Source organism: Haloferax sp. Atlit-12N (assembly GCF_003383095.1).
Taxonomy (GTDB): domain Archaea; phylum Halobacteriota; class Halobacteria; order Halobacteriales; family Haloferacaceae; genus Haloferax.
On sequence record NZ_PSYW01000002.1, the window covers coordinates 633716 to 647265 of the forward strand.

General features: G+C 68.7%; 14 protein-coding genes and 1 tRNA gene. 7 read left to right on the top strand and 8 right to left on the bottom strand.

Features of this window, described 5'->3' with window-relative positions; genetic code table 11:
• Positions 1 to 40 precede the first annotated feature (40 nt).
• Positions 41 to 910 (top strand): PHP domain-containing protein, encoded by an 870-nt coding sequence (locus C5B90_RS11550; RefSeq protein WP_115881593.1) that lies wholly within the window; start codon positions 41 to 43, stop codon positions 908 to 910.
• A 55-nt stretch (positions 911 to 965) separates the two neighbouring features.
• Here C5B90_RS11550 and C5B90_RS11555 read toward each other — a convergent pair whose 3' ends face one another.
• Positions 966 to 2009 carry an Lrp/AsnC family transcriptional regulator gene (locus tag C5B90_RS11555; protein WP_115881594.1) on the bottom strand — a complete coding sequence of 348 codons (1044 nt, stop codon included), beginning with the start codon at positions 2007 to 2009 and terminating at the stop codon, positions 966 to 968.
• Between the two features lie 108 nt (positions 2010 to 2117).
• Here C5B90_RS11555 and C5B90_RS11560 point away from each other — a divergent pair, with 108 nt between their 5' ends.
• Positions 2118 to 3200, top strand: coding sequence for an anthranilate phosphoribosyltransferase (locus C5B90_RS11560; protein WP_115881595.1), 1083 nt, complete (start codon positions 2118 to 2120; stop codon positions 3198 to 3200).
• 22 nt (positions 3201 to 3222) lie between these two features.
• Here the strand turns inward: C5B90_RS11560 and C5B90_RS11565 are convergent, their stop codons facing one another.
• The 4 genes from C5B90_RS11565 to C5B90_RS11580 all read right to left on the bottom strand — a co-directional run bounded on the left by C5B90_RS11565 (position 3223) and on the right by C5B90_RS11580 (position 6026).
• Positions 3223 to 3579, bottom strand: coding sequence for a hypothetical protein (locus C5B90_RS11565; protein ID WP_115881597.1), 357 nt, complete (start codon positions 3577 to 3579; stop codon positions 3223 to 3225).
• Positions 3580 to 3617: 38 nt separating this feature from the next.
• On the bottom strand, positions 3618 to 4643 hold the full coding sequence (locus C5B90_RS11570; RefSeq protein ID WP_115881599.1) for a succinylglutamate desuccinylase/aspartoacylase family protein: 1026 nt from the start codon (positions 4641 to 4643) through the stop codon (positions 3618 to 3620).
• 75 nt (positions 4644 to 4718) lie between these two features.
• Positions 4719 to 4958, bottom strand: coding sequence for a DUF2892 domain-containing protein (locus tag C5B90_RS11575; RefSeq protein WP_115881601.1), 240 nt, complete (start codon positions 4956 to 4958; stop codon positions 4719 to 4721).
• A gap of 90 nt (positions 4959 to 5048) precedes the next feature.
• Complete coding sequence (locus C5B90_RS11580) at positions 5049 to 6026, bottom strand: bile acid:sodium symporter family protein (protein WP_115881603.1); 978 nt, start codon at positions 6024 to 6026, stop codon at positions 5049 to 5051.
• Between the two features lie 207 nt (positions 6027 to 6233).
• Between C5B90_RS11580 and C5B90_RS11585 the strand changes: the two genes are divergently transcribed.
• On the top strand, positions 6234 to 6752 hold the full coding sequence (locus C5B90_RS11585) for a peptidylprolyl isomerase (RefSeq protein WP_115881605.1): 519 nt from the start codon (positions 6234 to 6236) through the stop codon (positions 6750 to 6752).
• On the opposite strand, the gene C5B90_RS11590 is transcribed toward C5B90_RS11585, so the two are convergent.
• On the bottom strand, positions 6646 to 8148 hold the full coding sequence (locus tag C5B90_RS11590) for a hypothetical protein (protein WP_233511970.1): 1503 nt from the start codon (positions 8146 to 8148) through the stop codon (positions 6646 to 6648). The genes C5B90_RS11585 and C5B90_RS11590 overlap by 107 nt on opposite strands.
• Before the next feature lie 156 nt (positions 8149 to 8304).
• Positions 8305 to 10842, bottom strand: a complete 2538-nt coding sequence (locus C5B90_RS11595) for an extracellular solute-binding protein (protein ID WP_115881607.1) — start codon at positions 10840 to 10842, stop codon at positions 8305 to 8307.
• A gap of 292 nt (positions 10843 to 11134) precedes the next feature.
• Here C5B90_RS11595 and C5B90_RS11600 point away from each other — a divergent pair, with 292 nt between their 5' ends.
• Together C5B90_RS11600 and C5B90_RS11605 are read left to right on the top strand one after the other, a co-directional pair.
• Positions 11135 to 11479 carry a ferredoxin gene (locus tag C5B90_RS11600; protein WP_058566604.1) on the top strand — a complete coding sequence of 115 codons (345 nt, stop codon included), beginning with the start codon at positions 11135 to 11137 and terminating at the stop codon, positions 11477 to 11479.
• Between the two features lie 41 nt (positions 11480 to 11520).
• Positions 11521 to 11605 (top strand) — tRNA-Leu (locus tag C5B90_RS11605).
• 210 nt (positions 11606 to 11815) lie between these two features.
• Here C5B90_RS11605 and C5B90_RS11610 read toward each other — a convergent pair.
• Positions 11816 to 12256 carry an ester cyclase gene (locus C5B90_RS11610; protein ID WP_115881609.1) on the bottom strand — a complete coding sequence of 147 codons (441 nt, stop codon included), beginning with the start codon at positions 12254 to 12256 and terminating at the stop codon, positions 11816 to 11818.
• Between the two features lie 213 nt (positions 12257 to 12469).
• Here C5B90_RS11610 and C5B90_RS11615 point away from each other — a divergent pair, with 213 nt between their 5' ends.
• Together C5B90_RS11615 and C5B90_RS20830 are read left to right on the top strand one after the other, a co-directional pair.
• Positions 12470 to 13249, top strand: coding sequence for a tetratricopeptide repeat protein (locus tag C5B90_RS11615; protein ID WP_115881611.1), 780 nt, complete (start codon positions 12470 to 12472; stop codon positions 13247 to 13249).
• A gap of 61 nt (positions 13250 to 13310) precedes the next feature.
• Positions 13311 to 13487, top strand: coding sequence for a hypothetical protein (locus tag C5B90_RS20830; protein WP_199517480.1), 177 nt, complete (start codon positions 13311 to 13313; stop codon positions 13485 to 13487).
• The last annotated feature ends 63 nt before the right edge of the window (positions 13488 to 13550 follow it).

Genomic DNA, 13550 nt, shown 5'->3' on the forward strand with positions numbered 1-13550 from the left:
CGGGCGTGTCTTTTTCGTTACCGAAGCCTAACGAGAAGTCGTGTCCGCGCTGACCGTCCGCATCGACCCCCACGTGCACTCGGAAGGCTCGTACGACGCGCACGACCCGGTGGAGCTCATCTTGGAGCAGGCCGCCGAAATCGGGTTGGACGCCGTCGTCGTCACCGACCACGACGTCATCGACGAGTCCCTTCGAGCGGCGCAACTCGCACCGATGTACGGCCTCGTCGGCATCCCCGGCGTGGAAGTCTCGACGGCCGACGGCCACCTCCTCGCGCTCGGCGTGGAGGAGCTTCCGCCGCGTCGTCGCCCGCTGGACGAGACGGCCCGCTGGGTGCGCGAGCGCGGCGGCGTCGCCATCGTCCCGCACCCCTTCCAGCGGAGCCGACACGGCATCGGTCGCCGTCGGCTCGGCCGGTATCACGACGCCGCGGGCGGCGACGCCTTCGACGCCATCGAGACGTACAACTCGTGGCTCTTCACGGGTTACAAGAACCGCCGCGCCCGCCGGTTCGCGGCGAACCGCCAGTACCCCGGCGTCGCCGGCAGCGACGCCCACAAAGTCGGGTACGTCGGCCGCGCCTACACGGAAATCGACATCCCCGACGTGTCGCGCGCGTCCCTCAGCGGTGACGACATCTTGGACGCCATCCGCAACGGCTCGACCGAGGTGCAGGGCCGGCGGACGCCGATTCCGACGAGCACGAAACACTACGCCGGCGCGGCCGGCCGAAAGTCCGCGTACTACGCCAAGCGCGGGGCGCTCGGGAGCGCGCTCCTCGCCAAGAAGGGCGCGTTCAAATCCGGCTACTACGCGAAACTCGGCGCGCTCAAGAGCGGGTCGCTGGCGAAGACCGGCGTCGCGCAGGCCGCGCGGATGCTCTACCGGATGTCGCCGCTCTCGCGGTAGCGGGCAGTAGCGCGGCCGCCGGCGCGAGCGTCGAAAAGCGAGTTTTGTTCTGTCCTCAGTCGTCCGAACTCACGAGTTCCTCGTACTGCGCGCCGGTCTGCTTCAGTTTCGCCGTCGAGTAGAGTCGCTCGTGGTCGAACGGCAGGTGGTCGGCGGCGAGTTCGTCTATCTTCTCGTCGACGGCGTCGGCGTCCCGGCCGTGAATCATGGTAAACAGGTTGTACTCCCAGCCCTGTTCGGGGCGGCGCGGCCGGTGATAACAGAGCGTGACGTACGGGAGGCTCCCGACGGCCTCGCCGCGGGCGTCGAGTTCGTCGTCGGGGACGTTCCAGACGACCATGCAGTTGTTCCGAAAGCCGGTGACGATGTGGTTGACGACGCAGCCGATGCGCTTGATACAGCCGTCGGCGAGCAGACGCTCGACGGCGACGAGCACGTCGTCGACCTCGGCGTCGAGGGCGTCGGCCACGTCCCGGTAGGGCGTCTTCGACAGCGGGAAGCCGCCCTGAATCTCCACGAGCAGGCGGGCTTCGAGCGACGAGAGGTCGCCGGTCGCGTCCTCGGAGATTCGGGTGGCGCTCACGTCGGTCGCGCCGAGGCTCTCGCGGGCGAAGCGGTCGTCGTTGACGATGGGGAACTCGAGGTCGATGTAGTAGTCGGTGAGCATCGGGAGGTTCAGCACCTCACAGCCGGTTCGCTCCTCGATTTCGGCGAGGATGCGGTCGCGCGCCTCGCGGGAGCCGGCGGTGACGACGAACCACATGTTCCACTCGTGGGCGCGGCGGTAGTTGTGGTTCACCTGCCGGTAGCCGTTGATGAGTTCGGCGACCTCCTCGAAGCGTTCCTCGGGAGCCGAGACGGCCGCGAGCGTCGAACTGCCGATGACCGGCGGGTTGAGGACCGGCCCGAACCGCCGGAAGATACCGTCTTCGCGGAGCCGACGGACGCGGTCGAGGGCGTCGTCCTCGTCGATGCCTAACTCCGCGGCGACGACGCGGAACGGCCGCCGTTCGACCGGGAAGCCGCTTTGGTATTCGTCGATAAGCGCCGCATCGACCTCGTCGATGCCGTCCCGCCAATCGTCCGACAACGCGCTCATTACCCGGCGTTAGGAGTCGGGAAGCCTATCGCTTTCGGACGGCGTCGTCGCTCCCGGGCGACGGGACCGAACGGGACGTTTTTTGACCGCTCGCCCGAACACAGGCGCATGGCAGTAGTCGACAGCGAGTTCGGGGAATGGCCGCTGAAGCGTCTGATGACGGAAGTCGTCGGCACAGGGACGAAGTCCGCCGAGGACATGAGCCGCGAGCAGGCGTCCGAGGCGATGCGCCGCATCCTCGCCGGCGAACCGGACCACACGACGCTTGGCGCGTTCTGGCTCGCCAACCGCTGGAAGCACAACAACGCGGAGGAACTCGCCGCCTACGCCGACGTGATGGCCGAACGCGTCGAGTACGCCGAACCCGACGCCGACCCCGTCGACTGCGGCGCGAACTACGACGGCAAGGGCAAGACCGCCATCCTCGGCGTCGCCGCCGGCGTCGTCGCCGCCGCGGCCGGCACACCCGTCGTCGTCCACTCCGGCGACCGCGTCCCGACCCAGAAGCAGGACGCCTACAAGCACGTCCTCGACGAACTCGGCGTCCGCACGGAACTCGACCCCGAGGAATCCGCCGACATGGTCGACGACACCGGCTTCGGCTTCTACTATCAGCCGCGGTTTAACCCCGCCATCCACGCCCTCTGGGAGCGCCGCGACAACATGGGCGTCCGGACGTTCGTCAACACCATCGAGACCATCGCCAACCCCGCGAACGCCTCGGTTCACCTCGGGTCGTTCTACCACCTCGCGTTCGCCAAGAAGATGGTCGACACCTTCGAGGCGAGCGAGCACCACGACCTCGACCGCGTCCTCATGTTCCAGGGCATGGAAGGTTACGACGACATCCGCCCCGGCTACACGAAGGTCGCCGAGTGGACCGCCGGCGACGACGGCGAGGCCACCTTCGACGACTTCGACATCGAGACCGCCGAGTACGGCATGGACTTCGAGTACGACGACCTCGGCGTCGACGAGGACGACGTGGCCGGCGACTCCGCCGAAATCACCGAAGCCGTGCTCGCCGGCGACCGCGAGGACCGCTTCGCCGACGCCGTCGCCCTCAACGCGGCGCTCCGCATCTACGCCCGCGAGGACGCGGAAACCATCGACGAGGGGCTGGAGATGGCCCGCGAGACCATCGCCTCCGGCGACGCGGAAGCCGTGCTCGAAGACCTGCGCGCGTTCTAAAACCGACTCGAACGCTCTCGCTTCAACACGTCGGCCCTACCGACTCACCGCCGACGTACCGAACTGACTCCACGCCCACGACGTAGACCGATTCTGACGACGCGTCGGCGTGTGACCGGTTCGTGCTGTACCAGTACGGATGCGAGACGCGGACCGTCCACCCGTCGAGGCTCCGGCCGACGACCGACGCCGACTCGTCGCTGACGGTCGCCGACGTGCCGTACGTCGTGACGCACTCGCTGGCCGCCAGTTCGGTCTGGAGGCGCGTTTCTTCCGCCGCTATCGCCCGCCGTTGGGCCTCCCTGTCGAGGACGAAGACGGTGCCCGCCGCGACGACGAGGAGAACCAAGAGAAGCGAGAACGCGGCGCGGCGGTCCATACACGCCCGACCGCCGGCTCGAATAACTGTTTTCTGCCCTATATGTCGAGGTCGCCGTCGGCCTCGTCGAAGGGGTCGTCCCCTTCGGTGTCGCCCTCGCCGTCGTCCAGCGGGAGCGCGATGCCGACGAGCGTCTCGCCGCCCGTGACGGTCGCCTCGCGGGCGATAGAGTAGACGAGACCCGCGCGCTCGGCTTCGACCTCCTGCAGTACCTCGTAGGTGGTCGGGTCGTACACCCAGCCGAGGTGGTCGCCGGGGCGGACCTCGCGGCCGAGTTCGACGTCCTCGCGGGCGACGAACAGGCCCGAGGCGGCGGCCTGCACGCGGCCGAGGTGGTTGCGATAGATGCGGCCGTCCCACGACTCGACCGCGCCCGAGAGGATACCCATGTCGCGACAGACGTTGAGCACGCCCTCGACGCCGGCGACGATGGCCGGCTCGACGAGCTGTTTGTTGTGGGCGAGTTCCGGGGTGATGGAGGGAATGCCCGCGTTCGTGGCCGCCACGCGGAGTTTGCCGTCGAAGCTCCGTTCGGTCCACTCGTCGTCGGCCTCGTCGCCCGCGGCCTCCGCGAGGAGGATATCGACGCCGAACGCCCGCGCGAGGTCGCGGGAAGCCTCGTCGCCCCGGAGGTAGACGGTGTGGGTGAGCATGTCCGGGCTCCCGGTGTGGAGGTCGATGATGGCGTCGGCGTCGCTGATGTACTCCCAGAGCTTCGCGGCCATGCGCTGGTGGAGCGACCCGTCGGCGTCGCCCGGCCAGACGCGGTTCATGTTGGAGTTGACGGAGTCGAGCACCTCGGGCGTGACGTAGGAGACGCGGTCGAACGTCAGCGGGTCGGCGACGGGGACGGCGACGACGCGGCCCGAAAGCTCCGCGCGTTCGAGGCGGCCGTGCAGTCGGCGGAGCACTTCGGTGCCGTTGATTTCGCGCCCGTGTTGGGCGGCCTGCACGTAGAGCGTCGGGCCGTCGGTCCCGTCGGCTGGTTCGTAGGTGTGAACCGTCGTCTGTACCGGGACGCCGGAGGGAAGGCGAGTAAGCGTCACGGTCTCCGCGGTGTGCATATCCGACGCATCGCGGTGGGGTGTCTTGTAGTTAGGGGAGCGAGAAAGGCGGACGAGTCGGGGCGATACCGGGCGTCAGTTCCGGTCGTCGGACGTGTCGATGCCGAACGGAAGATACAGCGGACACGTCCGGCGGAACCCGGTCACGAGCAGGATGACGCCGACGGCCGCGACGAACACGGCTCCGAGCGCCGCGGGCACCGGGCCGAACCCGAGCGAGAACAGCCCCGCGTAGCTTCCGACGCCGCCGACGACGAGGAGCGCGCCGAGCGCGAGGCGAACAGTCCGGTCGAGCGTGCCGACGTTTCGTACCATGCAGTAGTGCTTGTTCTCCACAATACATTAATCCAGCGCAGGTTCCGAGCGGACGGGGATAACGGAAAAGACGCGTCGGTTACGAGCGTTTCAGTCGTCAGCCGGCGCGCCACCGGCGGAGCCGCTCGCAGACCGGGAGAAGTAGCTGGCGAGGAGCGGGCCGGTGATGTTGTGCCAGACGCTGAACAGCGCTGGCGGGAGGGCGGCGGCGGGCGAGAAGAACGACAGCGCGAGGGCCGCCGCGAGCCCGCTGTTCTGGAGGCCGACCTCGAACGTCGTCGTCCGGACGCGGTCCTCGGACATCCCGGCGAGGCGGCCGGTGCCGTAGCCGGTGCCGAGGCCGATGGCGTTGTGGAGGACGACGGCCCCGATGGCGGCCGCGCCCGCACCGAGGATGGTATCGACGTTGAGGCCGACGACGGCCGCGACGATGGCGACGATGCTCAGGACCGAGACGAGCGGGAACACGTCGAGGCCGACTTCGGCGACCTCGGGCGCGTTGCGGTCGAGCACGAGGCGGAGCGCGAAGCCGAGGACGACCGGGATGAAGACGATTTGCAGGATGTTGACGAACAGGTCCATGAAGCCGACCTGCAGCTGTTCGCCGGCGAGCGCGACGACCCACGCGGGCATGACCAGCGGCGCGGCCAGCGTGGTGACGGTCGTGATGGCGACCGAGAGCGCCACGTCGCCTTTCCCGAGGTAGGCCATGACGTTCGAGGCGGTGCCGCCGGGGGCCGCGCCGACGAGGATGACGCCGACGGCGAGTTCCGGCGGGAGCGAGAGGACCACCGTGAGCGCGTAGGCGGCGGTCGGCATGATGAGCCACTGGGCGAGCGCGCCGATGGCCACGTCTCGCGGGCGCTCCGCGAGTCGGCGGAAGTCAACGGGTTGGAGCGTCAGCCCCATCCCGAGCATGATGAGCCCGAGGAGCGGCGAGATGTAGGGCGCAATCCACGTGAACAGGTCCGGTTGCGCCAACGCGGCGGCCGACGCGAGGAGCACGAGGCCGACGAAGTAGGTGTTGGCGAGTTCCGACAGCCGTTCGAGGGTCGAGCGGGCGTTCATTCCGACCGCCCTCCGTCGAATTGTGATGTCATCTCACACCACTCGGTCGCGGGGGAGAAAAACGTCTGTCGGTGTGACAGTCAGCGGAACCGACCGGAAGACCCGGGCCGAACGGGGTCGTGCCACCGACCGTGAACCGGAGAGCCGCGTCACCGGCGACGAACCGGAGGCGGCACGGTTTTCACTCGCCCGCCCGACGGGTCGAGTATGAGCGACAACCCAACGGCCACGCTCCACACGAACAAGGGCGACATCACGGTCGAACTCTTCGAGGACAAGGTCCCGAACACGGTCGAGAACTTCGTCGGCCTCGCGACGGGCGAGAAGACGTGGGTCCACCCCGAGACGGACGAGACGATGGAGGGCGAGCCTCTCTACGAGGACATCCTCTTCCACCGCATCATCTCGGACTTCATGATTCAGGGCGGCGACCCGACAGGGACCGGCCGCGGCGGCCCCGGCTACACCTTCGACGACGAGTTCCACTCGGACCTCAGCCACGACGGCCCCGGCGTGCTCTCGATGGCGAACCGCGGCCCCAACACGAACGGCTCGCAGTTCTTCATCACGCTCGACGCCCAGCCCCATCTCGACGGCAAGCACGCCGTCTTCGGGAAGGTCACGGACGGCATGGACGTCGTCGAGGACATCGGCTCTGTCCCGACCGACCGCGACGACAAGCCGGTGTCCGACGTGGTCCTCGAATCGGTCGACGTCGAGCAGTAAACGCCGCGAATATCGGGACGGCCTCGGTCGGTGGCACGCGCCCGGTCGCATTCGCCGGAACGACGGTCCGGCCGCCGTTCGAACCGTCGGCGCGGTCGAGCCACGCCGGTCGCGTGACCGTCGTCTCGCCGACCGCGTCGTACGCGAACCAGACCTCGACGCCGAGGCCGTCGCGGGTCTCGTAGGTGACGCGCATCGAGCGGACGAACCCGTCTTCTTCGACGACCGCTTCGACCCGATAGTCGCGCGACCGCGGGAAGTCGGTGCCGCGGCCCTCGATTCGGTACAGCGCCACCTCGTTTTCGACGCTCGCGTTCGCCGGGGTCGTCACGCGTGCCACGCTCGTCTCGTCCGCCGAGAGGTACCAGTCGAGATAGCGGGCGGCGCGCGAGGCCTGTCGACCCGGTCCGTCGCGCACGTCCGGGTCGAGGACGCGAGCGGCGACGCCGTCCGGTTCCGCGGGGCGGCGGGCGTATCGCGTGCTCCCGTCGGCGTACGCGTCCTCCGAGGCAGTCGGGCGCGGGAACGCCCTGAGTCGCCCGGCGCGCTGCACCTCGGAGACGTAGACGTGCGGGGCCTCGACGTGAACGACCTCGACCTCGCGGCCCGTCTCGTCGCCGGCGATGGACTCGCGGTAGCCGAGCGTCCAGCGGTACGACCGGTTCGCCGCGGCCCTCCGGTGAGCCGCCGCGAGGAGCGTCGCGTTCTCGACGCCTGCGGTAGTCACGCCGGGAGCGACCACCCGCGGTTCGGGCGTCGGCGTCGGGTCGGAAGTCGTCGCCGCGGCCGGCGTCGGGGACGACGGCTGTTGCCCTCCCAGCGCGTCACCGAGCGTCGGCACGCCGCCCGAACCGGCGGTCACGACGACCGCCGCGAGGAGGAGCGCGACGAAGAGGAGCGGCGCGACCGGGAGCGACGAGAGCGCGGGAGGAAGCACGGACGCGAGCGGCCCGGTCCGCGCGCCGCCTGCGCGCTCCGCACTTCCTGCACCACCGCCTCCGCCGTCGGCCGGCAAGTCGGCGAGGCGGACGCCGAAGTGGTCGGCGACGAGGTCGTCGCCGCGGCCGTCGGGGAGGCCGTATCGGACGAGTTCGTAGAGGTCGTCGACTGAGAGGACGCGGGCGTCGTCGGGGGCCGCGCGCCGAGTTCGCGCGGGGTCGCCGAGCGCGACGACGACTGTCGCCTCGTCGGGAACCGACGGCGACAGGGAAAACCGAGGACGGGAGCCGACCGCGAGTCGCTCGGTTCGGTCGCCTCGGCGGGCGACGACGAGGCCGTCTTCGACGGTCGTTTCCCACCCGCGGGCGGTCCAGAGGTCGGCGAGGAATCGGCGGCGGTCGCTGGGGCCGGCGGCGCGAACCAAGTCGCCGAAGCGCGAGCGACGAGACTGCCGCATCGTCCGGTATTAGGGCTCGATAGCGAAAGCATCACCGGGCGGTCGCTGAGGGGCGGTCGCTGAGGGGCGGTCGCTGAGGAGCGGTTACTGAGGCTCGTCGCAGCCGGCCGGTCCGTTTCGACTCGGTCCGGCTCGGACAGACCCGCTCCCACCCGGTCAGCGGTTCGCCGAGTTCTCGTACTCCGACAGCCGGGCCGACACCTGCTCGTCCATCGTCGCCAACACGGCGTCGAGGTCGCGGCCGTCGAACAGTTCGGACAGTCCCTCCGACACGATGGTCCTGACAGTCGTGAAGGGGCCGACGCGAGCGCCGCGGGTGGCCGGCGTGTCGTCAGTCTCGGCCAGTTGGTCGAACGCGACCGCGAAGCCGGGGTGCTCGTCGAACCAGCCGTCGTCGCGGAGGAGGTCCCGCGTCCGCCGGTGAACCGGGAAGTAGCCCGTCCGGCGGTGCCAGCGGCGCTGTTGTTCGGGCCGGGTCAGCCACGCGATGAATTCACCTGCGGCGGCCTGTTCCCGGGATTCGACGCCGTCTGCGACCCACAGCGACGCGCCGCCGACGACAACGCCCTCGCGTGACGACCCGGGCGCGGGGAACCGCCCGACTTCGGCGGCGAACCCACGGTCGGCGGCCCCTCGAACGACCGACGAGGCGCTCGAACTGGAATCCACGAGCATCGCGGCGCGGCCGTCGAGGAACGCCTCGCGCGCGTCTCGCCGGGCCTCGACGCCGGGGTCGAACAGCAGGTCGTTTTGTTCGAGGTCGCGCCACCACTCGAACACCCGCGTCCCGACCGGACCGTCGAGATTCGAGGTTCGGGCGGTACCGCTCCGCCCGTTGTCGGCGTCGAAGAGGCACTCGCCGGCGGCCGCGAACCACTGCTCGACGAACCAGCTGTAGTTCGCCCACGTCGCGCCGTAGTCGACCGCGCCGCTCGTCTTCAGCGTCGCCGCGGCCGAGGTGACCTCGTCGAACGTCGCCGGCGGGTCGTCGGGGTCGAGTCCGGCCCGCTCGAACGCGTCGGCGTTGTAGTACAACACGGGGTTCGAGGCGTTGAACGGCATCGACCAGAGCGCGCCGTCGTGGCGGTAGTAGTTCGCGATTTCGGGGACGAGTTCGCTCGCGGACGCCCCGTCGGGGAGCACCGATTCGACGGGGGCGAACGCCCCGCTGTCGAGGGCACGCTGGGTCCCGACCTCGTACAGTTGCGCGATGGTCGGCGGCGTTCCAGACCGGGCCGCGGCGAGGGTCGCGTCGAACGTGCCGCGGTAGCTCCCCTTCGACGCGGTGTCGACGCGGACGCCGTCGTGGTCGGCGTTGAACTCGTCGACGAGCGACTCTAACACCGCCGCCTTGTCGCCGGACATGCCGTGCCAGAACTGGACGACGGTCTGTCCGGACTCGGTCGCCTCGGCGTGGAGGCGGTAGCCGTCGATGGAGTCCTGAAGCTGGGCCGCCTGGTCCGAAAGCGCGTCTATCTTCGTCACCGCCTCGGAGAGCGATACGGTCTGTCGGCGCGCCGACCCGGCGGCGTCGGCCGCGAGCGCCGCGGTTTCGTCGCTTATCTCGCCGACGCCGTCCGCTTGGCTCACGACCTCTTGGGAGGTCGCCGCCTGCGAGTCCGTGGCGTCAGAAATCTCGTGGAGGCTCCCGTTCGTCTCCTCGAGGTCGGAGACGACGCCGTCGAGCGCCGACAGCGCGTCCTGAATCGTCTCGCTCCCCTCGTCGAGGCGCTCGCTCGTGTCGGTGATGTCCTCGACCGTCGCGGCCGACTGGGCGCGAATCGTCTCGATTGTCGATTCGATGTCGGCGGTCGCGGCCTGCGTCTCCTCGGCGAGCGACTTCACCTCGTCCGCGACGACGGCGAAGCCCGAACCGGCCTCTCCCGCGCGGGCGGCCTCGATGGAGGCGTTGAGCGCGAGGATGTTCGTCTGCTCCGCGATGTCCGAGATTTTGGTCGCGATGCCGGTGATGTCGTCGATGCGGTCGTCGAGTTCCGCGACGCGCTCGACCGTCGCGTCGGTCCGCTCGCCGATGGCCGCCAACTCGTCGATGGCGGTCTCGGCGGCGCGCTTCCCTCGGTCGCCGCGGTCGACGGCCTCGTCGGTCGCGTGCCTGATTTCGTCGGCGGAGGCCGCGACCTCCTCGATGGTGGCCGAGAGGTTCCGCATCTCGTCTGCGACCTCCTCGACGCTCTCGCTCTGCCGGCGCGCGCCCGCCGCGATGTCGTCGACGGAGCCCGCGACCGACCGGCTCTCCTCGCGGCTCTCCTCGGCGGCGTCAGCCACGATTCGGGTCGATGCCGAGACCTGGTCGGCGAAGGCGTCGACGTTCCGCATCGCGGTCTGCCGCTCCTCGAACAGTTTGTTGAGGAGGCGGGCGTGGCGCGCGAGCGCCGGGTCGTCGGGGACTTCGACCCGGACCGTCAGGTCGCCCTCGATACAGCGTTCGATAGCCGCGGAGAGGTCGTCGAGGTCGTCGAGCGCGGCGTCGGTATCGACGGCGGCGGTCGACTCCCCGTTCCTCGTCTCGATAGCGGCCGAGGGAGTTCCCCCGCCGTCGCTTCGCGCGTCGTCGTGTGTCTGCGCGCCTGCGCCTTCCGATTCAGCGTCGTCGTCCGCGCGCGACCCGAGCGCGGCCCGGACGGAGGCGCGAACCGACGACACTCGTCTCCGGAGGTGGCTGTCGTCGTCCATTGGTCCAGAAGATTTCTGGTCGGTGATAAGACCACGCCCCTGAGTATCAAATCTGAAGAACGGATTCGTGACTGGTGCTGCGTCTGTCGGTGACTCATTTAACGGGAGTAGCCCAATGTGACCGGATGTCACGGATATAATACAGTACGCCCACTCGCCGTATCTCGGATTCGAAGCCCGGCAGGTGAGCTTCGACAGATGTACCAGAAGTTCGAGGCGTTTCGTGAGTCTCGGCCCGCACGGTCGTCGCGCGACCGACAGCGCAAAGACCACCGCGTGGCAAGGGCCGACGATGAGCGAGGAGTCCGAGCGTCCGAAGCCGAGCGACTTCGGAACCGACGAGAACGCCCCGCCGGTCGACGAAAAGCCCTACAAGATAATCTTCGAGGCGAACAAGTGCTTCGGGGCCGGCCGGTGCGCCGAGGTCGCCGACAACTGGGAGATGGACCTCGAAACCGGCCTCGCCCGCGCGAAGTCCTACTTCGTCGGCGAGGACGAACTCGACGAGAACATCGAGGCTGCGGAGGTCTGCCCGGCGAAGAAGGGCCGCGGCGTCATCCACGTCATCGACCGCCGAACCGACGAGGAGCTATCGCCCGACCCCGACGGCGACGGGACGCTCTCGGTCGACTGGTAAAGCGAAAGCACTTTTCACCCCCTCGGAGAACGGGAGAGTGCGCGGGGGTGGCTGAGCTAGGCCAAAAGCGGCGGACTTAAGATCCGCTCCCGTAGGGGTTCGCGAGTTCAAATCTCGTCCCCCGCACTTGTACCGAGGAACTACGTGACGAGTGTCAAGTGCGGGGGACGAGATTTGAACACGACGAGTCGCAGCACCCGAGCGACAGCGGGGGTGACCGTCTCGGCACGGTTCACAATCTCGTCCCCCGCACTCGCTTCTGCGAACGATAGTGAGCGGAGTAACGGCTCTGGAGACGTGCATAAAAACTCGAGCCAGCGGCGATGCCCTCGTTGGCTACGCCGGTAGTTCGACGCCGAGTTGCGAGAACAGCGTCGCCATGCTCGCGGCGTCTTTCACTTCGACGATGGTTCCTTCGTCGATGCGGCGGTAGCTGAACCCGTCGACTTCGACCTGCGAGCCCGTCGGCTCGATGCCGCGGAACGTCCCGAGATGCGTGCCGCGGAGGGTCCACCAGACCATCACGGCGTCGCCCTCGGCGACTAGCTCGTTGATTTCGGTCGTCGCGTCCGGGAACGCGCCGTCCCACTCGCCGTGCAGTTCCTTGATGTCTTCGCGCGTGACGAGCGCCTCGTCGGACCCGCTTCGCGTCGTGGCGATGCGGACGGTGTCGGCGTACAGTTCGTCGAGCGCGTCGAGTTCGTCGCGGTTCCACGCCCGGTCGAACTCGGTTCGAATCAGGGTGCGGTTCTCCTCTGTGACCGTTCGTGTCGACATGCGTACCCATCCGGCGTCGCCGCGGCGACCAGTCCGGCCTCGCACCAACGCCATCGTGGAGTACGACCCGCGAAAGCATAGTGTAGTGCTACCAGATAGCATCCATCAGCGGATGGGCGTCGTGCGGATGAGCGGCAGGGATGGCTCAGCAGAGGCCGGCCGGATGCCGCGACCGGCGACCACGTTATCTCGGTTCCCCGCCAACGTGTAGGAATGGCTTCGACGCGTAGACACCGCTACTCGGATGGACAGGGGTTCGGCGACCCGTACGACGGGTTCGACCTCGGACCCCCGACGTACCTGGTGAACGGACGGCTCGTCGACCCCGCGGACGACCACGTCCTCGCCGAGCTGGTGGACGAGGCGGAACTCGACCCCGAGGCGGTCGACGCGGCGGCGCTCGTCGAGGTCGGACTGGCCTACGTCGCCATCGAGGAGTACGAACAGGCCGTCGACAGTTTCAGTCGGGCGGTCGCCTACGCCGACGAGGACTCGCCGACGGCGTGCGAGGCGTGGGTAAACAAGGGCGTCGCCCACGCCCAACTCGGCGAGTACGACGAAGCAATCGGCGCGTACCGCGAGGCGCTCCGCATCGACGACGACGGCGAGCACGCCGCGGCCGCGGAGACGAACCTCGCGTACGCGCTGTGGGAACTCGGCGACTCGTCGGGGCCGCTCGACCGCGCCGAGCGCGCCGTCGAACTCGACCCGCGACTCCCGCAAGCGTGGTACAACCGCGGCTTCTTCCTCGCCGAACGCGGCCTCCACGAGGAAGCCGTCCGCTGTTTCGACACCGCCATCTCACTCGGACTGCGCGATAGCTCGGTGCGGGGCGAGCGCGAGCGGTCCCTCGCGCTCCTCGAAGACGCCGTCGAAAACGAGACCGAAACCGAAGCGTCGGTGGACTCGACGCCGCACCGCGTCCGCGACTCCGGAGCCGACGCCGCGAAATCGGACCCCACCGACGCGACTGACCCAGCCGTCAGAGAGTGAGGCGAGTAGGACCGCACCCACAAACATTTTGACAGTTCGACTAATGAGATGTAATTAGACCGTGTCACCCGGACTCCTCATCACGAGATTCGACGCCACGCTCCTCGGGATGGCCGTCTTCCTCCTCGTCGGGGCGGTCATCGGCGTCGTGTCTGCCCTCCCCACGCCACTGGCCACGGGTGGCGGCGCGACCGGGGCCGCCGCCCTCGCGCTCGGTGTCACCGTGAGCGAACTGTAGCCGATTCTCGAAACTCGTACTTCGGTGAGAGCTAAAGCTCCCGATTTCTTCAGATAATATCAC